Source organism: Moritella dasanensis ArB 0140, assembly GCF_000276805.1.
GTDB lineage: Bacteria > Pseudomonadota > Gammaproteobacteria > Enterobacterales > Moritellaceae > Moritella > Moritella dasanensis.
Window position 1 is genome coordinate 15,012 of sequence record NZ_AKXQ01000017.1, and the last position, 18,842, is coordinate 33,853.

Annotated in this window: 19 protein-coding genes; 4 read left to right on the forward strand and 15 right to left on the reverse strand. The window is 42.0% G+C overall.

Translation table 11 applies throughout. The features are described 5' to 3' along the window. Positions 1–23 precede the first annotated feature (23 nt). The 6 genes from trmH to A923_RS0114430 all read right to left on the reverse strand — a co-directional run bounded on the left by trmH (position 24) and on the right by A923_RS0114430 (position 6,014). Positions 24–710, reverse strand: coding sequence for a tRNA (guanosine(18)-2'-O)-methyltransferase TrmH (trmH, locus tag A923_RS0114405; protein WP_017222384.1), 687 nt, complete (start codon positions 708–710; stop codon positions 24–26). Positions 711–894: 184 nt separating this feature from the next. Then, a complete protein-coding gene (gene spoT / locus A923_RS0114410) occupies positions 895–3,018 on the reverse strand; it encodes a bifunctional GTP diphosphokinase/guanosine-3',5'-bis pyrophosphate 3'-pyrophosphohydrolase (protein ID WP_017222385.1) in 2,124 nt (707 codons plus the stop codon). Between the two features lie 256 nt (positions 3,019–3,274). Further along, entirely contained in the window at positions 3,275–3,550 is a 276-nt protein-coding gene (gene rpoZ, locus A923_RS0114415; protein WP_017222386.1) for a DNA-directed RNA polymerase subunit omega, read from the reverse strand. A 59-nt stretch (positions 3,551–3,609) separates the two neighbouring features. Then, positions 3,610–4,236, reverse strand: coding sequence for a guanylate kinase (gene gmk, locus A923_RS0114420; RefSeq protein WP_017222387.1), 627 nt, complete (start codon positions 4,234–4,236; stop codon positions 3,610–3,612). A 164-nt stretch (positions 4,237–4,400) separates the two neighbouring features. Further along, complete coding sequence (locus tag A923_RS0114425; protein WP_017222388.1) at positions 4,401–4,730, reverse strand: DMT family transporter; 330 nt, start codon at positions 4,728–4,730, stop codon at positions 4,401–4,403. A 153-nt stretch (positions 4,731–4,883) separates the two neighbouring features. Next, a complete protein-coding gene (locus tag A923_RS0114430) occupies positions 4,884–6,014 on the reverse strand; it encodes an S-(hydroxymethyl)glutathione dehydrogenase/class III alcohol dehydrogenase (RefSeq protein WP_017222389.1) in 1,131 nt (376 codons plus the stop codon). A gap of 416 nt (positions 6,015–6,430) precedes the next feature. On the opposite strand from A923_RS0114430, the gene A923_RS23275 reads away from it, so the two are divergent. Beyond that, positions 6,431–6,997 carry a hypothetical protein gene (locus A923_RS23275; RefSeq protein ID WP_017222390.1) on the forward strand — a complete coding sequence of 189 codons (567 nt, stop codon included), beginning with the start codon at positions 6,431–6,433 and terminating at the stop codon, positions 6,995–6,997. A 60-nt stretch (positions 6,998–7,057) separates the two neighbouring features. Then, positions 7,058–7,732 (forward strand): hypothetical protein, encoded by a 675-nt coding sequence (locus A923_RS0114440; RefSeq protein WP_017222391.1) that lies wholly within the window; start codon positions 7,058–7,060, stop codon positions 7,730–7,732. Positions 7,733–7,812: 80 nt separating this feature from the next. Here the strand turns inward: A923_RS0114440 and A923_RS0114445 are convergent, their stop codons facing one another. From A923_RS0114445 to A923_RS0114460, 4 genes are all read right to left on the reverse strand, one after another. Then, positions 7,813–8,172, reverse strand: a complete 360-nt coding sequence (locus A923_RS0114445) for a glutaredoxin family protein (protein WP_017222392.1) — start codon at positions 8,170–8,172, stop codon at positions 7,813–7,815. Positions 8,173–8,320: 148 nt separating this feature from the next. Continuing rightward, the gene (locus A923_RS0114450; protein ID WP_017222393.1) at positions 8,321–9,553 is read right to left on the reverse strand and encodes an NADH:flavin oxidoreductase/NADH oxidase family protein; all 1,233 of its coding nucleotides are present in this window, start codon (positions 9,551–9,553) and stop codon (positions 8,321–8,323) included. Positions 9,554–9,670: 117 nt separating this feature from the next. Continuing rightward, a complete protein-coding gene (locus tag A923_RS0114455) occupies positions 9,671–10,270 on the reverse strand; it encodes a TetR/AcrR family transcriptional regulator (protein WP_017222394.1) in 600 nt (199 codons plus the stop codon). Positions 10,271–10,359: 89 nt separating this feature from the next. Next, entirely contained in the window at positions 10,360–11,628 is a 1,269-nt protein-coding gene (locus tag A923_RS0114460) for a dicarboxylate/amino acid:cation symporter (RefSeq protein WP_017222395.1), read from the reverse strand. A gap of 177 nt (positions 11,629–11,805) precedes the next feature. Here A923_RS0114460 and A923_RS0114465 point away from each other — a divergent pair, with 177 nt between their 5' ends. Continuing rightward, the gene (locus A923_RS0114465) at positions 11,806–12,681 is read left to right on the forward strand and encodes a LysR family transcriptional regulator (protein ID WP_017222396.1); all 876 of its coding nucleotides are present in this window, start codon (positions 11,806–11,808) and stop codon (positions 12,679–12,681) included. 196 nt (positions 12,682–12,877) lie between these two features. Here A923_RS0114465 and A923_RS0114470 read toward each other — a convergent pair whose 3' ends face one another. The 4 genes from A923_RS0114470 to A923_RS0114485 all read right to left on the reverse strand — a co-directional run bounded on the left by A923_RS0114470 (position 12,878) and on the right by A923_RS0114485 (position 15,764). Continuing rightward, a complete protein-coding gene (locus A923_RS0114470) occupies positions 12,878–13,549 on the reverse strand; it encodes a YceH family protein (protein WP_017222397.1) in 672 nt (223 codons plus the stop codon). After that, entirely contained in the window at positions 13,549–14,157 is a 609-nt protein-coding gene (cobO, locus tag A923_RS0114475) for a cob(I)yrinic acid a,c-diamide adenosyltransferase (RefSeq protein ID WP_017222398.1), read from the reverse strand. The genes A923_RS0114470 and cobO overlap by 1 nt, the downstream gene beginning before the upstream one ends. 72 nt (positions 14,158–14,229) lie before the next feature. Further along, the gene (locus tag A923_RS0114480; RefSeq protein ID WP_017222399.1) at positions 14,230–14,475 is read right to left on the reverse strand and encodes an HP1242/YdcH family protein; all 246 of its coding nucleotides are present in this window, start codon (positions 14,473–14,475) and stop codon (positions 14,230–14,232) included. An 86-nt stretch (positions 14,476–14,561) separates the two neighbouring features. Further along, positions 14,562–15,764, reverse strand: a complete 1,203-nt coding sequence (locus A923_RS0114485) for a multidrug effflux MFS transporter (RefSeq protein ID WP_017222400.1) — start codon at positions 15,762–15,764, stop codon at positions 14,562–14,564. 110 nt (positions 15,765–15,874) lie between these two features. On the opposite strand from A923_RS0114485, the gene A923_RS0114490 reads away from it, so the two are divergent. Beyond that, on the forward strand, positions 15,875–16,831 hold the full coding sequence (locus tag A923_RS0114490) for a LysR substrate-binding domain-containing protein (protein ID WP_017222401.1): 957 nt from the start codon (positions 15,875–15,877) through the stop codon (positions 16,829–16,831). Between the two features lie 48 nt (positions 16,832–16,879). Here A923_RS0114490 and A923_RS0114495 read toward each other — a convergent pair whose 3' ends face one another. Continuing rightward, positions 16,880–18,799 carry an acyltransferase family protein gene (locus tag A923_RS0114495; RefSeq protein ID WP_026006256.1) on the reverse strand — a complete coding sequence of 640 codons (1,920 nt, stop codon included), beginning with the start codon at positions 18,797–18,799 and terminating at the stop codon, positions 16,880–16,882. Between the last annotated feature and the right edge of the window lie 43 nt (positions 18,800–18,842).

Genomic DNA, 18,842 nt, shown 5'->3' on the forward strand with positions numbered 1-18,842 from the left:
GCTTGGGGATGGATTATGCTAGCCTAGTTTGAGCTACGTAATGCATTCCACCACGTTTCGTCAGCAACTATCTGACCTTCTTCATCTAGTTCTGGGTAAGCAAGGCCTTTACGTTTACAGGCTTTGGCAAAAACAGGGTGACCGCCTTCAAAGTAAATTTTGTGTTGTTCTTCAACGGGAATTTTGCTTTCGCCTTGATACATGCCGGCGTTATCACGTTGACGCTGTGCTTCATACAAGATGGTCGCTGTTGCTACTGATACGTTTAATGACTGCACCATGCCTACCATAGGAATGATGATATCTTGATCGGCAAGTGCTAATGCTTCTGCACTGATACCAGTCTTTTCTTGACCCATTAAGATCGCTGTTGGTTTGGTGTAGTCAATCTCACGGAAATCCACGGCCTTATCCGACAGGTTCGTTGCAAGTACTTGCATGCCCTGTGCTTTCATTTCTTTAATGGCTTCAGAAATATTATCGTGAGAGTGTACTTTTACCCAGTTTTGGCTGCCAGTAGCCGTGCCACCAGATACTTTTGTTGGGCGTATAGACCATACCGCGTGAACATTGTTGACACCCACTGCGTCACACGTTCTTACTACTGCAGCAAGGTTATGTGGTTTATGCACTGCTTCCATACAAACGGTTAAATCTGGTTGGCGGTGTTGGAGCATTTTAGTAATGCGGTCTAAACGTTCTGGGGTCATGGTCTTACTCTATAAGATTTAATTGGCGAGGTATTATACCCAAATAATCGGCTAATGCGAGTATCTGCTGTTAGCTTAGTGGGCCAGGGAAAATTGGATGATAAATATATCGCCAAGGCATTGAGGAGTTCAAGGCCTTGGCGATTAGCGTAATAGCGAATAATTATACTTCGCTATTCGTTTTTTAGTTGTAACTGCGTGATATTTTCAATACATCTTGCAGGGTGCGGATCTTCTTCATGACATCGGCGACATGTTTACGGTTTTTAGCCGTGATTAAAATATCGACGTTATAAACGCGCGCATCTTTTTCATCGGTGACGATATTGTGAATATTCGCGCCACTCGATGCCACGGTATTCGTCAGTTTTGCTAATACACCTTGGTGATTAACCACTTGAATACGGATCTCGGTTTTAAACTCTTGGCTTGGATCAATATTGTCATCCCATTCAACGGGGATGTAACGATCCGGTTCATTTTGATAACCGTGAATATTACGACAGGTTTCAATATGCACAACCAAGCCTTTGCCGGGACTTAAATGCGCCACAATCGGATCACCAGGAATTGGGTGACAGCAGTTAGCGAAACTAACCAGCATGCCTTCCGCGCCCTTAATCGGCATTTTGTCTTGTTCTTCCGAGCGTGGAGCAAGATCGGTCAGTTCATCAACACGACCTTGAAGGCGACGTGCCACCAGAATACTCATGATGTTGCCTAGCCCGATTTCGATAAGTAAATCATCGAGGGTTTCACACTTAATATCGGTAAGGACTTGGGTTAAATTGTCTGCGTTAATATCTTCAATTTTGACGCCATTGAGTGCATGGTTTAATAAGCGACGACCAAGAATAATTGAATCTTCAGCACGCATACTTTTTAATTGTTGACGAACGCGGCCACGCGCTCTGCCGGTAACAATGAAGTTTAACCAAGCTGCATTAGGACGCGCGCCCGGTGCGGTAATGATTTCCACTGTTTGACCATTTTTCAATGGCTGGCTAAGTGCGTGTGGTTGGCGGTTAACACGTGCACCAACACAAGTATGACCAACATCGGTATGAATTGAGTAAGCAACGTCTACCGGTGTTGCGCCGCGAGGTAATTCGATGATCTTACCTTTCGGCGTAAACACATAAATTTCATCTGGGAACAGATCGGTTTTCACACTTTCAATAAATTCAAACGACGAACCGGCACTTTGTTGTAGTTCGAGTAGGCTTTGCATCCACTTTTGGGCACGCAATTGTGCGTTGGTATTTATTTTGTCAGCGCCTTGCTTATATGACCAATGCGCGGCAACACCACGGTCAGCCATTAAATCCATATCTTTAGTGCGGATTTGAATTTCCAGTGGTACGCCGTGTGGGCCAACCAATGAAGTATGCAGGGATTGATAACCATTGGTCTTGGGAATGGCAATATAATCTTTAAAGCGCGTTATCTTAGGCTTGTACAAACTGTGCATTTGACCCAGTACGCGGTAACAGGTATCAAGATCGTCAACGATGATTCTGAATGCATAAATATCGACAACTTCGTGGAACTGTACGCGTTTTTTCTTCATCTTGTTATAAATACTAAAGATGAGTTTTTCGCGGCCATGGGTTTCTGCTGGTACACCGGCTTCGGCTAAACGGCCTTCAATTTCTTGACGAATGTTTGACATGACTTCTTTGCGATTACCACGTGCTGCTTTTACGGATTCGACAAGAATACGGTAACGCATTGGGTACATGGCTTCTAACCCAAGTTCCTCTAATTCATTTTTAATATTATGAATACCAAGGCGGTTAGCAATCGGCGCAAAAATCTCTAAGGTTTCGCTGGCAATACGGCGACGTTTGTCGGGTCTTAATGCCCCTAAGGTACGCATGTTGTGTGTGCGATCGGCTAGTTTGATTAAGATAACGCGAATGTCTTGGACCATCGCCATGAACATCTTACGGAAGTTTTCCGCTTGGGCTTCTTTGCGATCGCGGAATTTTAGTTTATCAAGTTTCGACACACCTTCGACTAATTCAGCAACGGTATTGCCAAATAATGAAGCGAGGTCTTCTTGCGTTGTTGGTGTATCTTCAATCACATCATGAAGCAGGGCGGCCATAATCGTTTTATGATCAAGGCGCATATCTGCAAGAATTTCAGCAACGGCGACGGGGTGAATAATATAAGGTTCGCCCGTACTTCTTTTTTGAGGTAGGTGCGCTTCCCGCGCGACTAAATAAGCATGCTCAATGAGTTCGACTTGTTCAACCGATAGATAGGTCGATGTCGTTGCTTTTAAATTTGCGAATATATGCAAGTACTGCCTCGTCACTAAAAAGTTGATATAAATTCGATGATAATATTATCAAGATAATAAAAAGTAGCGCTAATTGCACCTTTAAATTTACATCTTCGTCATATTTATGCCAACTCAATCTTGAATTAGCAGCGTAGGGATTTTGAATATAAAAAAGTATAAAAACCTATAAACACGATTTTGGCTGGATCACAGGTATTAAAAAAGGTGCAATATGCACCTTTTTTATAAAACCATCAAAAAAGATGACTTGGTATTAACCACGACCTTCAGCGATTGCTGCAACTGCTGCAACTTGCTGTGCTTCGTGTTCTTGCTGTTCTTGACGGTCGCTAGCATCCATCAATTCGTTGCTCATTAGACCAGCTTCAATTTCACGAAGGGCAATGACAGTCGGCTTATCATTCTCTGGTGCTACCAAAGGTTCTTTGCCGTGAACTGCGATTTGACGAGCGCGACGTGCCGCCATTAATATTAGGTCGAAACGGTTACCAACCTGTTTTACAGCATCTTCTACGGTTACGCGTGCCATGCAGGAACTCCAAGTGAATTAAGTCTAAAAAATGACGAGAAACTATACTTTATTTTTGCCTAATTAACCAGCAAATCTTTCATAATTACGTTGTTTTTTGCTGCCTGCTTCGCTGAACCGAGTCGTTCTGCACGTACAATCGCGTGTAGATCTTCGAGCGCAGTGGAAAAATCATCATTAATAATGAGGTAATCATATTCATTATAGTGTGACATTTCAGCTTCTGCTTCAGCCATTCTGCTCGCGATGATGTCATCACTGTCTTGACCACGACTGTTAAGGCGACGTTCAAGTTCTTCGCGGCTTGGCGGTAGGATAAAGATACCACGTGCATCAGCAATTTGTTCTTTAATTTGACGCGCACCTTGCCAGTCGATATCTAAGAAAATATCAATACCACGGGCAAGCGTATTTTCAATCATAACACGTGAGGTACCGTAGTAATTACCGAATACTTCTGCCCATTCAAAAAACTCATTGTTTTCGATTTGCGCTTTAAAATCAGCCACTGGAATGTAGTGGTAATGGGTACCGTCAACTTCACCAGGGCGAATTGCTCGAGTCGTGTGAGAGACAGACACTTTCATATCGCTGCTTGGGTTTGCATCTAAAAGTGCTTTGATAAGACTTGATTTTCCTGCGCCACTTGGAGCGGATACAATAAATAGAGTGCCTTTACGTGCCATGCTGAGCCTTTAATGAGAGTATTTAATGAGATTTAAAAGCGGCCCAAGATAGCATAAATAGGAGGGGAAATTAAACTGCTTTAATCGTTTACTCAATAACGGCCACAAAAAAAGATGGCGGAGTGTGCGCTTGTCATGTGATTTCAGTACCGACTTAATCGGGCTTAGTGGGTATGTGGTGTTGATGAAAGGTTGATTAATGCAATGCCGACAGCGATAAATAACATGCCGATCCACACTTTGGTATCTAGGTGTTGTTTATAGACTAAGCTCGACATGTAAGTGACTAAAATGATGGCTAATCCTGCCCATGAAGCATGCACGATACCAACGGGTAGGTTTTTAACGGCTTGGCCTAAGAATAAAAAGGCTAACAGGTGACCAAAGATAACAATGACGCTGGGCCAGAAGTTGCTAAATCCATTAGTCGCTTTCAACGCCACGTGCGATGTTGCTTCTGCTAATACGCCTAATAAAAGAAATAACCAACCCATAATACTACCTGCTCATTTTATGATTTATAGAAAATTTTAGACTTAAAAAAACGCCTTCACATACTTGTCGCAGGTGAAGGCGGATATAACACGACCATTTACTTAAATACTCTAATAAACAATCGGTTGTTTAATTGCCACTTATCGAAAGTACTATTTATCGAAATGAATGACAGTACGAATACTTTCGCCTTTGTGCATCAATTCAAATGACTCGTTAATATCTTCTAACGCCATGGTGTGGGTAATAAAATCGCTAAGTTTGAAATCACCAGCCATGTAACGTTCTACAATTTCTGGTAGTTCTGAACGACCTTTAACGCCACCGAATGCACTGCCACGCCATACACGACCCGTTACCAGTTGGAATGGACGGGTTGCGATCTCTTTGCCCGCACCGGCTACACCGATAATGACTGATTCGCCCCAACCTTTATGACAACATTCTAATGCCGAACGCATAACGTCAACGTTACCGATACATTCGAATGAGTAGTCAACACCACCATCAGTTAATTCAACAATGACGTCTTGAATTGGCTTGTCGTAGTCTCTCGGGTTGATGCAATCTGTTGCGCCTAATTGACGTGCTAGCTCGAACTTGCTTTCGTTGATGTCGATAGCAATGATACGACCGGCTTTTGCCATTTGCGCACCAATAATTGCAGAAAGACCAATACCGCCAAGACCAAATACTGCAACTGTGTCGCCTTCTTGTACTTTGGCTGTATTGAGTACTGCGCCCATACCTGTGGTAACGCCACAACCTAATAAACAAACTTCTTCTAACGGTGCTTCTTTGTTTACTTTTGCTAACGAGATCTCGGGTAAGACTGTGTATTCAGAGAATGTTGAGCAACCCATGTAATGGAAGATTGGCTGACCGTCTTTGTAAAAACGGGTCGTGCCATCTGGCATTACGCCTTTACCTTGGGTTTCACGAATTTTTTGGCAAAGGTTCGTTTTACCTGATTTACAGTACTTACATTCGCCACATTCTGGTGTGTAAAGTGGAATAACATGGTCGCCAACGGCAACACTTGTTACGCCTTCGCCAATTTGTTCAACGACACCGCCGCCTTCATGGCCAAGAATGACTGGGAAGATACCTTCTGGATCTTCACCTGACATAGTGAATGCGTCGGTGTGACATACGCCAGTTGCTACGATGCGCACTAATACTTCGCCAGCGCGCGGTAACATCACATCTACTTCTTCAATAGAAAGTGGTTGGTTAGGGCCCCAAGCAATAGCCGCTTTTGATTTAATAAATTTGTCAGTCATTTTATTTTCTCGCTAATTTATATTGTCATTTGGGAGGTAACGCTGAGGTCCCTCGTTTTGTTGGAGCCATTATAGTTATTTCTGTGATATTGATAATCCCATTAAATTGCAAATTACCTTTACTGTGTTGTAACAATTGACGGATGTTAGCGGTGATTCCCTTATAATAAGCATTACTTATGGGACGAATAAGTAATAGTCATTAGTTCTTTCAGCATCAAATTATCATAATGCCTCCCAACAGATAGCGTCGCATGGATTTGCTGATAGCGGTTGGCTTTGGTTTTGTTATTTTGGTATTAGATTATTGATATACCTTCAAAATCATTGTCATTGTGCCAATGGAAATGGCGATGATTTCGCCACTGATGAACGTTAGGTATCAGTGAACTTTGATAAGACTTAGGGTATACATTATGAATAAATCTCTTTTGGCAACGATTGTCTCTGCTTCTCTATTTTTAGCAGGCTGTTCTTCTTCGGGTGACTCAAGCAACGGTGGACCGGGTGATCCAGTTATCCCTGATATCGATAACTCACCAGAATGGGGACTTGATATTGGTGATGCACCTGATTGGGGGTTAACTGATCCAGATTTCGGACTATCAACGCCTTCAATTCCAGACAGGTTGCCACCAATATGGGGTGGACCTGAAGTACCGGAGATTGATAATGGTCCTGAGACCAGTTATACCATTTCAGGAAACACGATCACTGATGCTAATGGTAACGTGTTCAATATTACAGATGTGAATTGGCTTGGTCAGGAAATGACGGTTCAAGATCAAGAGGGTAATGAATATCGTGTGAGCGTTATACGTCAAGGTGAACTTGAAGGGGATTTTGGTGTTGTAATTAATGGTAACCCGATCATCATTGGTGGTGATACCGTTCAAGGCGGGCCAAGACCATTGATGGAGAATAGTGGCCAGGCTATTGACCGTAATGCTATCCGTGATTCAATTCGCTCTCATTTAAAATAATTCTCTATTTTATGTATTCAGCTCCTAGCGTTTGCTTGGAGCCTTCCCCTAGGTTAGAACATGAAAACTATTTCAATTACTTGCAGCGCAATGATGCTCTGTACTTCAGCGTTTGCTGGAATTGATCTATCAATTGAAAAGGATGTAATAGAGATCGGTGTTACCGCGACGGTAACTGATAATACTTATTTATATATTGGTGGAGACAGCAACGAATGGCTCGGGATTGGTGTTGGTTACCATCAATTTGTTAATTCGAATTGGAAGTTGGATTCTTATTATGAGTTCAGCTTGGAGGATGATTGGCTTATGGGGGAGTTAGCTGGTGTTGATGGCGTTAAAACAAAAACACACTTTGTTGACCTTTCTGCAATCCGATTTTTCGACGGGTACTCTGCGAAGTTTGGCGTGACAAGCGAATTTGTCCGCAATGGTTTCACTTGGATGACGGTTGATGATGCGAATAAGTATTCGGCCTATTTCGCCGCAGCTAAGTACTTCCAGCATGCTTATGTTATTGGTAAATTTGAGTTTCACTATGCAGAAGACAAATCGGATATGGTTGATTTCAACCAAGGGACCGCGAATGAATGGGAAATATCGATAGGTACTATGCGTCCGATTTTACATATCTATCCGTATGCGAAAGTATCTGCTTTTAGCCCTAACGGTACTTATTATGGCATGGATGACATTGATTACAGTTGGACTATTGGAGGGCGGATTTCATTCTAGAGGATGATTATTGAACATAAAAAAACCTGATATTGCTATCAGGCTTTCAGGTATTAATTAACTTGGCTGGGCACATTTAATTAAGCGAATTTCTTTTCTAAATGGGCAATGATGTCATTTGATTCATACATCCATTGCACTTGACCATTTTCTTCAATGCGTAGGCAAGGAACTTTACGGCGACCGCCTTGTTGTTCTAGTTCGTTACCAAACGTAGCATCATTTTTCGCATCACGTACTGCAATATCTAGGTTTAAACGTTTCATGCTACGACGTACTTTTACGCAAAATGGGCAAGCCTCAAATTGGTAAAGTGACATGTTATTGATTTCGCTATCAACCTTTGCCTGTTCTTCAGCAGGACGTTTCATGCTTTTTGGTGAAAAGATGAAATTAAGCGTTAAAATAAGACGGCCTAGTAACCAGCGAACAACTTTCATGAATGAGTACCTTGTGAAAATAGGATTAGTTTTTCGGTATGCTACCATATTTGTAGCGGGTAAGGCGACGCCTAGACGATGCTTGAAATCGATTAAGAATAACTAAGCACATAAAGTCTAGGCGTATATATCAGCTTATTGAGTGGCTTTAAGCGCGGCGTTTTCTAAAGGCGTAGATACCAGCGCCATAGATGGTTTTGAAGAACACTGGCCAAGTACCTAGATTGGCTTTTGGCTGTTGCTGTTTGGCAATACGTGCAAGCTGGGCTTCGTACCAGGTAATTTCTAACATCGCCATGCGATCAATGGCTTTCACACCTGTAGTTAAGTTAGGTAGGCTAATCTTATGTTCATCCGATGCCATTAGTTTATTCGGCAGTTGCGTATCTAGCGACATTGGACGTGCGATACCGATAAAGTCTGTGGCATTGCTTTGCAGTGCTGACAACATGGCTTTACTTGAACGGAATCCGCCAGTTACCACTAACGGTGTGTCGGTGATCGCGCGTACTTTTTCAGCATAACTCAGGAAGTAAGCTTCACGTTCTAAAGTTGATTTCTTCACTTTGTGACCGGTCATCGTTGGGCTTTCATAGGTACCACCGCTGATTTCGATTTGATCGATCCCTGCATCACCTAATGCTTTAACTACTTGCATTGATTCTTCTTCGGTAAAACCACCACGCATGAAATCGGCTGAATTTAATTTAATGCCAATAGGAAAGTCATCACCGACTTCAGCACGTATTGCTTGATAGATTGATAATACAAAGCGCATACGGTTTTCAATGCTACCACCCCATTGGTCGTCACGTTGATTGTGGCGTGGAGACAAAAATTGATTCACTAAATAACCGTGGGCACCGTGAATTTGCACGCCTGTAAAACCAACTTGCTTAGCCAGTTTCGCACTCGTTTGAAATTGACCAATAATGTTTAAAATTTCTGATTCAGTAAGGGCGCGTGGCGTATTAAAGCCTTTTTCTAAACCATTGGTTAATGCGATAGCAGAGGGCGCTACAGGTTCTTTATTAATAAAATTTGGTGTTTGCTTACCGGGATGATTTAACTGCGCCCAGAATTGCGTATCGTTAAGGCTACCTTGTTGTGCCCAGTTTTTAAATTCCGTTAAATCACTTTGTTCATCTAGCACTACGTTTTTTGGTTCGCCCAGTGCGTCACGAGCAACCATGATATTGCCACTAATAGACAAACCTAAACCACCTAGAGCCCAAGCGCGATAAAGCGTTGCTAGACCCGGTAATGGATTGTGTTGCGGATCACCAAGCTGTTCACTCATTGCCGATTTAAATAAACGGTTTTTAATAAACGTGCCACTTTTTAAGGTAAAACCTTGCTGTAATGTCATTGCTGTAGTCATTATTAATCCTGCTTTAAATAAATCATTAGACCGGTCGTCTTAAGCTTGGGTCAAAAAAACGATATTATAATTCGACTCATAATATCGCTGTCTATTTGTTCGTGTTTAACATGCCATTTAGCTGGCTTTTAAAATGTCATCAAAAATGAAATCGGTGATCTGCGTTAGATTATCGGTATTACCGGCGATCTTCATTTCGATTAAACTACCTTCCCATGCTGTCCACATTAATGTCGCCAGCTGCTTTGCAGGTAAGTCAGTACGGATTAATTGTTGTGTTTGTGCTTCACTGATTAATCCAGATAATAATTTGTTTAATGCATTAACAGAACGCTGCATTGCTTGTTGGCATAACGCACTGGAATCACCAATATCGTTAGCGACACTGGCAACCAAGCAACCTTGTTTGCCGTTCTGCTCGCTGTATTTTTGGCGACCTTTTTCGAACAGTGCACGCAATTTTTGTATTGGGTTCAGGTTTATGTCATCTAATAGCGGCTGAATTTCTTTGGCATTGGCGTGCATATCGGCTTCGATTAGCTCGGCAACAAAGGCTTCTTTGCTATTAAAGTAGTTATAAAAGGACCCTTTAGGTACTTTCAGCTCATCTAGGATCTGTTTAATCCCAGTGCCGTGATAACCGTGTTGAGAGATATGCTTGATACCAACTTCAATCAGGGCTTCGCGAGTATGTTCATTTTGTTTAGGTCTTGGCATTTGGCTATTCTATGACCGATCGTCTTGAAATGCAATTGTTAAAGGTTGGGTGCTTATCTCCTCCTACCTTATCTCGCGATTAAGCTCGGTTATATTTTATTCTGCTGCCATTTATCTACAACCAACGCCGCGATAAGATCGCCTTCGACATTCACTGCGGTTCTGAAGGTATCCAGTGGACGTTCGATAATAAGTAAAATGGCGATACCTTCTAGTGGAATACCTGCAGCAAGCATGACTAATTGCATGCCAGACATCGAGCCTGATGGCATACCAGGTGCGCCGACAGATGAAACCATGGCCATGATAAAAATCATCACGATACCCGTGGTACTTAAATCAATGCCAAATAATTGCGCGAGGAAGAGTGCCGCTACCCCTTCAAATAACGCGGTGCCATCCATGTTCATCACTGCACCAAGCGGTAATACAAAGCTACTGGTACTTTGTGATATGCCCAGTTCGTTCTCTGCTGCTTGCATCGACAAAGGCAGTGTTGCTGAGCTTGACGAAGTAGCAAACGCCATCGCTAATGGTGCGGAGATTGCTTTAAATAAGGTGCTAAATTTAATGCCAGTAAAAATTTTAGCCAGAGTCGGTAAGACAATGACGCCGTGAATCAGGGTGAGTACAAATACCAACAAGGCAAATAGCGCCAATTGACCAAATAAGCCGGTATTCCCTGTCACCGTAAACTCAAATACGATGGCGAACACGGCTATCGGGGCGAGACGAATGATACTCTGTACTAATTTATTTAAACCTGCATTCAGCCCCGCAATCACAGTAAATACCACATGATTTTGTGGCAATGAACGTAATAGTGATACTGAAAATAACAGTGAGAATAAAACAATCGCTAACAGGTTGCCGTTAACCAAGGCTGAAAAAGGATTCACAAGCGCCATCGCCAATAATTTAGCAGTAATGCTTGAGCCTGTTACTGTATCTTGTTCAATTAAATTAATGTGGTCAGCAACAACGATTGGCTCTACAAGTGGCTGCCATTCTGGCATTAATAGCGCAGCGCCAAGGCCGAGACTGATCGCGATAATCGACGTTAAACTGTAAAAGGTGAGGGTGCTTACGCCTAAGGTTTTTAATTTTAGCGTTGAGCCTATATTGGTAATACCCTGCATTAACGACAGCATGACCACTAAGCCGATAACCATTTTCAGCAAACCGATATAAGTGGTCTTGCCTAACAAGATTAATTGATACCAAGCCTGTTCAGTAATGTGTTCTGTAACTGGGCCGGAAATATTGGTGACGACTGGCAGCATGCTGGCAATAGCCCAAGCCAAAATAGCGGCGGTCAGTAGTTGCAACGGCAATGAACGCTTGATAGTTGATAACATAATATTTCTCGCTAGCGTGACTGGAACTCAATAAATGAAGCGCGATTATAGGGAAGTTATAGCTGGATGATAATGAGGGTAATAAGCAAATCACTTTTACTACATGGTAATAATTTAGGTTTATTATCGTAAATAACTTATAATTGTTACCTAACAGTTGAATAAGAGAATGTGTTGATGAGTGATTGGTCTGGTGTCAGTGAGTTTGTAGCAGTTGCCGAAACTGAAAGTTTTACCGCGGCGGCAAAGCGTTTAGGGATCTCGACCGCACAAGTGAGTCGACAGGTATCCGCACTTGAAGAACGCTTGTCAGCCAAGCTGTTTTATCGGACCACACGTAAAGTATCGGTGACTGAAGTAGGTGGTATTTATTACCAGCATTGTCGCCAGGTAATGGACGGACTCGCAGATGCAGAACGTGCCATCAGCAATTTACAAAGCACGCCCAAAGGTAAGTTAAAAATAACCGCGCCAATTACTTACGGTGAACGCAGTGTTGCGCCATTGGTGAATGATTTTGTGATCCAATATCCTGAGCTAGAAGTGCAATTAGTATTATCTAATCAGCAGATTGATTTAATCGATGAAGGCTTTGATTTAGCTATTCGTCTCGGTCAGTTAGGTGATTCATCGATGATTGGTAAACGTCTTGCTACTCGTAAGCAATATGTTTGTGCTGCGCCGGAATACTTAAGTGCCTTTGGTGCTCCGCATACCTTGTCAGAATTAGACCGTCATAATTGCTTATCTGGCACCTTGGATTACTGGCGTTTTCAGGAAAAAGGCAAAGCCCGTAATATTCGCGTGAAAGGTAATTTTAGCTGTAACAGTGGCCCAGTATTAGTGGATGCGGCATTGAAAGGCGTGGGTATAGTGCAACTGCCAGATTATTATGTGCAGGAATATATTAACCAAGGTCTGCTGATTGAATTGCTGCCAAACTACCGTGAACCGGATGATGCTGTGTGGGCTTTATATCCACAAAATCGCCATCTGTCGCCGAAAGTACGTATGTTGGTAGACTACTTAGCAAAAGAATTAGCGATAAATTAATTATAATAATATCGTTATTTGTAGCGATTATTACAGATAGAGAAGTCGACAGAGACGTAGATAGTGAAGTTGATATTGGAGTCGATAGATAAGTAGGGAGTCATCACGTGTGACTCCCTTTTTAGTTCTTATGCTTAGCTTTATTTTGAGTGCTGTTATTTTATTGATACAAGCTAAGCGTTATTTGCTACCAGGACTAATCAATTAACGCCGACACCGTTTCTTGTAATGTCGTTAACTGCGCTTTAAGTGTCGCGACTTCATGTTCAAGTTCATCAACACGTGTTGCTAATACGTTATTGTCATCAGCGCTGTTATTGCTAGCCAGTGCTGAGTTATCTGTAGCAGCTGTCGAAACGACTGCACCACTGAATAGATGGGCATAGCGACAAGCACTTTGTCCCGGTTCTCTATTCAGTTTAACGATAAATGGACCTTGTTCATGATTGGTAAGTTGATCTAATGCCGTTTCAACTTCTTGCACATCATTAAATGCATGCTGGCGTGCAGAACGGGTTCTTAGTTCACCCGGTGTTTGCGGCCCACGTAAAAATAATAGCGTCAAAATAGCTAATTGCTGTGGGCTGAAACGAATTTTACTGAACTCTGTATTACCAAAACGATGACGGATCTTAGCACTGCGTTTACTGCCGTGTTCATCGTTTATCACTAAATGTTTTTTCACCAAGTCATCAACAATGTTTTGTACTTCGTCTTGGCTTAATGACAGAACAGGTTCACGGCTGCTTTTTTGATTACATGCCGACGTTAATGAGTTTAACGATAGCGGGTAATTATCTGGTGTTGTGTGTTCTTTTTCGATCAACGCGCCTAATACACGCGTTTCATGTAGTGATAATTCATCCATTACCAGTCAATCCCTATTTGCGCTTTAATACCTGAGCGAAAGGCATGTTTTTCTTCTCTGACTTCACTCACTGTGTCTGCCATTGCCACTAGATCTTTGTGGGCACTGCGACCGGTGACGATAACCGTCTGATCAACAGGGCGGTTACGAATAGCGTTAAGCACTTCTTCGAGATCCAGATATTGGTAACTGAGCATGTAAGTCAGTTCATCGAGTAATACCATTTTAAGATCTGGATTTTCGAGCATGGCTTTAGCATGTTCCCATGCTGTTTCTGCTGCGGCGATATCGGCGGCTTTATCTTGAGTGTCCCAAGTAAAACCGGTTTTCATCGCGTGATATGGCATGTCAGGGCGTACTTGCTGGATAAATTTAACTTCACCTGCTGCCCAGGTACCTTTGATAAATTGTACTACACCGGCATTAAAGCCATGGCCAATACAGCGGATAACATTACCAAACCCAGCGCAGGTTTTACCTTTACCGTTACCTGTCATGACGATCAAAATACCGCGTTCTTCTGTGGCTTTATCAACCCGTTTTGCGACGGTGCTTTGGATCTTCTGCATCTTTTGTTGATGTTTATCTTGGCTATTTTGTTCGGTCATTCCATATTCCTTTAATGCCTAATACTAATAACCTCAGTGTAAGGCTTTTATGACTAAATGGAAGTGGGAAAATTAAAAATCACCTTGAGTGAGCTTTTGATAAATCTGATCTTTTAAGGCGACCCTGCGACTTTTTAATTCGCTAAAGTGACTGTCGGTGGTGGGAATGCCGCTGGCTTCAAGGCCGTAAATCTGATGATCGAGTTGATGATATTCTTTAGCGAGGGCGGTAAATTCGGGATTATCGCTTTTTAATTTTGCGATGTCGATAGCGTGGTCTGGGAATTCGTGCGATAGCGGATGTTTTTCATTCTGCATTATGATGGCCTTATATCTCCAAGTTACTTCAAGATAAAGTGATGAACGGGTTCTTTCAGTGTAGTCGAACCCGTTCATTGCGTCATTTAATGCTGAGCTTGTTCTTGGTGCCAATGGTCAAGACGTGGTGTTAGCATAATAGCCAGTAATACCAAAGACAAGCCGCCCATCAACACGATAACCGCGTAAGGGGCTGTTAAATCAGTTTGTTGAATTAAGCCTGCAAGTAGCGCTGCGCCACTCATTTGGATACAACCTAACATCGCTGCTGCTGTACCTGCGCGTTCGCCAAATGCAGCTAATGCCATACTGGTTGCTGGACCAAGCAATAGTGCAAAACCAATGCAAAGCAACATCATCGGTAGCATAAAGGCAAAGGCTGCGGCCATGCCAGCTGTTGGTCCCCATTGCTGTACCATCAACTGTAGTGCAGCTGATGATAATAAAGCGAGTAGAGCTATAATAACGGTAGGACGATTACCAAAACGTTTAATCACTAACGGTGCAGCAAAACAAGCGGCGATATTAACGATAGCATTAAGGCCAAACAAACCACTGAACTCTAACTCGGCGATGCCTAAATTGCGGATCAACCAGTCGGGAGCATACGATACATAAGTTAAGATTGAAGCCATACCAACCATGCAAGCAACGGCATAAAACATAAAGTGCGCATCGTGTAGCACAGGTTTAAAACGATCCCAGTGATAAAGCGAACCGGATGTATCGGTATTGTCTGGGCGAGTTTCTGGTAATTTTTTGATGATCAACGCAAGTATGATTAAGCCGTATATTGCCATGAAGATAAACGTTGAACGCCAGCCAAACTGTAGCGCTAATAGGCCGCCTAATGTTGGTGCTAATGCAGGGATAACGCAGATCACACCATTTAAATAACTGTAGTAATGCGCACTTACTTTAGAGTCAAAGCTATCGCGTACGGCACTAAATACCACGATTGAAGTGGCACAAGCAGCGATACCTTGTAGTACGCGTGCTATTTGTAACCAATGAAATTCAGCCGCGCCAGCAGCAAGTAGACTGCTTAGGCAATACAGGATCACGCCGCCGATAGCGACAGGACGACGACCAAAACGGTCGGCTAGTGGTCCTATTAATATTTGGCCAATACCCATGGCAAATAAAAATAATACTAAGGTAGATTGGATTTCACTTGAGGATACCTGGAATTCAGTTGCCATGGTTGGCATTGATGGTAGGTAAATGTCGATAGCGAGGGGGCTTAACACCACCATCGCCATCAAAATAGGTAATATATTTCGGCGCATTGTTATTCTCGAGTAAAAAAGGCTGGTTTAATGTCGGGCAGTTTACGTAAAGCGTGTTATGAATGGAAGTGGTATAATGTCAGAAGTGAATTTCCTTTAAGGAATATCTTATGAATTTAGATAATCTCGCCAGAATAGATTTAAATCTCTTAGTCATCTTACAGATCTTGCTGGAAGAAGAGAGTGTTACCCGTGCTGCCAACCGTTTACACTTGAGCCAGTCGGCATTAAGTAAAAGCCTCACTCGTTTACGCGATACTTTAGATGATCCGTTATTTCTGCGTACTGCTCATGGCCTGAAACCGACCGCGCATGCTTTGCAGTTAAAAGCGCAATTGCCGACGATATTACAAGGCTTGTATCAGATCAGTTTACCGCCGAGTTTTGAGCCCGAAAAAAGTCATCGCCAGTTTTCGTTTGCGATGCTGGAAAGTGCGTATGAGACTTTATTGCCTTATTACATCGGCCCTATTTTGTCGCAAGCCCCAAAGCTGAATTTAGAAATTTATGGTTGGAATGAAAAGTCATTATTAGACTTGCAGCAAGGGCAAATTGATTTTGGTATTACGGCAAGGGAGTTACATCCGACCGCAGATTTTCGCTTGAATAACCTGCCGGATGGCATTGCCCATCAACGTTTATTTACCGATGACCAAGTCTGCTTAGTGCGCTGTGACCACCCGATGTTAGCCAGTATTAATGCCGGACAGTGGGATGTTGAAACCTATTTGAGTATGTCGCATGTGCAGGTGCGCTGTGAAGGCAATGATTGGTGGTTACTCGATTATCAATTAGCAGAGTCAGGACAACACCGTCATATCTGCGCCACATTACCGGATTTTTACGGCGCTGCTAGCGTCTGTGCCCACAGCGACTTAGTGCTTACCTTACCCTCGTGTTTTGTATCGCATGCGCAGAAGTTATATGACTTGGTGCAATTACCTTTGCCGATAGATTTTTCTTCTTTGGTGTATGTGCTGTTATGGCACGAACGTAACAATGATGAACCAGGGCATAAATGGGTGAGAGATATTATTTGCCAGAGTGTGGATCAAGCTCGAGACTGATTTAATAATGCCGAGGCTTAATTAGCACACGGCATTATAATTTTATACTTAGCTCCAAATATGCTTGAATGCAGGCATGATCTGTTGGGTTCCTTCTTCATTTAAATGGTCATCATCGGAATATAAAATGATGCCATCTTTATCACCGTAGCAGGCTTTATCGTCACAAAGGTAAGGAAGTGGATCGATGATCTTAACGCCACATTGTTCAGCCATTGTATCTTGAATTTGCCACGCCAGTTTTTGTCTTTCGTGATATTCATCTAAGCTAATTGACACTCGTTCAGTGGCATTACCTGTCATTAAGTCGCGCATTTTTTCGTTGTACACATCGCTGATTAATTCAGGCGTCGGTCTCATCACATAGACTGGATGATTATCCGTGAAGGCACAGGCAGTCTCGATCATCCCTGTCGCTAGAGACTGTCGGTAAGTGTCGTTACGCTCTGTAAATTCAGCGTTAACAAAACGTTTTGGTGCACTTGCAGGTTTTTCATTACGGCCATATAAGTTTTGTGAGGTTCGATTGATGATAATCACAGGAACTCCTGGGTATTTATCTTCTGCTTTTTTTATGGCGTAATGGATAAAATCACCACAGGCGGTATTTTTTTCGCTTAAGCCTTTTTCATATAAACCATCAATAGTGCTACAAGCGTCCATAGACCAGTCTAAAACGGATTGATTTGCTGTGGCTCTATCAATCATGCTAACAAGTGCACTAGCATGACTATCACCAATGACAATAGCGCCTAATTCACCTTTACCATAAACACATTCAGGCATTTCTGTATCCCAAGTTCCTCGACATTGCCCAGGTTTCGTTGGGTAAACAGTTCGTTCCATGAATGTGATTAACTCTGTTGGTAAACGAGCAGTATTTTGGCTATTTTCTTTTGCTACCCCGGCTAGTATCGCGATAGTAAGCACTATCAATAATGGTTTATATTTGAAAAAGTTTTTAGCATTTAATTTGATATTGTGAAACTTGTACTGCTCGATGTAACGATAGCTTAAAAAACCAAGACCAATTGAGAGTGGTAAACCTATATAAATCCATTTTGTTCCGAGATCTAAATAAATGCCCAGTACTGAAATTGGCCAGTGCCATAAATAAATAGAGTAAGACCAAGTACCAATTTTTTGTAATAATGGATTGGTGGTGATAATACTTTTCGAGTTATTTGCTTGAAGAATAAAAAATGCACCCAAAACCGGTATTAATGCAAGATATCCAGGCCACACATTATCTTTAGAAATAAATAGATAACTGATGATGATTAAGCTAATGCCTGATATTTCTAGCCGCGTTTTGTTTTTATCTGTTAACTGTGTAAAGGGATAAAGGAAGGCGACACCGCCGAGCATCATTTCCCATGCTCTACTTGGCAGTAGGAAATAAGATAATTCAGGTGATTGATATGTTGAAAATACACCGTAGATAAAACCAATGAAAGTACCGATAAGTACCGATTGTTTTAGCGCTTTTAAAGATATTATTTTTTTGAGTAATATCAGTAATAATGGATAAATTATATAAAATTGCCATTCCGCTGATAAAGACCAAGTATGTAATAACCAACGTTCTTTTGAGGTTGTATCGAAATAACCTGCATCACCGCCATAGAAAAAATTAGAAATGAAGATAATACTATTTAAAGCATCATTGGTTAATGTTGTGTAATCCCTAGGCGTTAAATAAAACCAGCCTAAAATAAGCATTACTAAACATAAAAGAGCCAAGGCTGGAATAATACGATTGGCTCTGGATTTATAGAATTTACCGAGAGTAAAACTATCTTGTTCAAAACCATTGAAAATAATGCGGGTCATTAAAAATCCGGAAATAACAAAAAAGATATCTACGCCAGTGAACCCACCTGGTAGTAACGCCGGATTGAAATGAAATAATACTACGGCTAAAACGGCAATAGCCCTTAACCCATTTATATCTGTTCTGAACTGCACAATAATTACTCTGGTTAAAATTTGATGCAGTCTAGCATTAAGA

Bases quoted from the DNA above. Each gene is read 5' to 3' on its own strand.
- trmH (WP_017222384.1), bottom strand. From the start codon at position 710: ATGACCCCAGAACGTTTAGACCGCATTACTAAAATGCTCCAACACCGC.
- rpoZ (WP_017222386.1), bottom strand. From the start codon at position 3,550: ATGGCACGCGTAACCGTAGAAGATGCTGTAAAACAGGTTGGTAACCGT.
- gmk (WP_017222387.1), bottom strand. From the start codon at position 4,236: ATGGCACGTAAAGGCACTCTATTTATTGTATCCGCTCCAAGTGGCGCA.
- A923_RS0114425 (WP_017222388.1), bottom strand. From the start codon at position 4,730: ATGGGTTGGTTATTTCTTTTATTAGGCGTATTAGCAGAAGCAACATCG.
- A923_RS0114430 (WP_017222389.1), bottom strand. From the start codon at position 6,014: ATGACTGACAAATTTATTAAATCAAAAGCGGCTATTGCTTGGGGCCCT.
- A923_RS23275 (WP_017222390.1), top strand. From the start codon at position 6,431: ATGAATAAATCTCTTTTGGCAACGATTGTCTCTGCTTCTCTATTTTTA.
- A923_RS0114440 (WP_017222391.1), top strand. From the start codon at position 7,058: ATGAAAACTATTTCAATTACTTGCAGCGCAATGATGCTCTGTACTTCA.
- A923_RS0114445 (WP_017222392.1), bottom strand. From the start codon at position 8,172: ATGAAAGTTGTTCGCTGGTTACTAGGCCGTCTTATTTTAACGCTTAAT.
- A923_RS0114450 (WP_017222393.1), bottom strand. From the start codon at position 9,553: ATGACTACAGCAATGACATTACAGCAAGGTTTTACCTTAAAAAGTGGC.
- A923_RS0114455 (WP_017222394.1), bottom strand. From the start codon at position 10,270: ATGCCAAGACCTAAACAAAATGAACATACTCGCGAAGCCCTGATTGAA.
- A923_RS0114460 (WP_017222395.1), bottom strand. From the start codon at position 11,628: ATGTTATCAACTATCAAGCGTTCATTGCCGTTGCAACTACTGACCGCC.
- A923_RS0114465 (WP_017222396.1), top strand. From the start codon at position 11,806: ATGAGTGATTGGTCTGGTGTCAGTGAGTTTGTAGCAGTTGCCGAAACT.
- A923_RS0114470 (WP_017222397.1), bottom strand. From the start codon at position 13,549: ATGGATGAATTATCACTACATGAAACGCGTGTATTAGGCGCGTTGATC.
- cobO (WP_017222398.1), bottom strand. From the start codon at position 14,157: ATGACCGAACAAAATAGCCAAGATAAACATCAACAAAAGATGCAGAAG.
- A923_RS0114480 (WP_017222399.1), bottom strand. From the start codon at position 14,475: ATGCAGAATGAAAAACATCCGCTATCGCACGAATTCCCAGACCACGCT.
- A923_RS0114485 (WP_017222400.1), bottom strand. From the start codon at position 15,764: ATGCGCCGAAATATATTACCTATTTTGATGGCGATGGTGGTGTTAAGC.
- A923_RS0114490 (WP_017222401.1), top strand. From the start codon at position 15,875: ATGAATTTAGATAATCTCGCCAGAATAGATTTAAATCTCTTAGTCATC.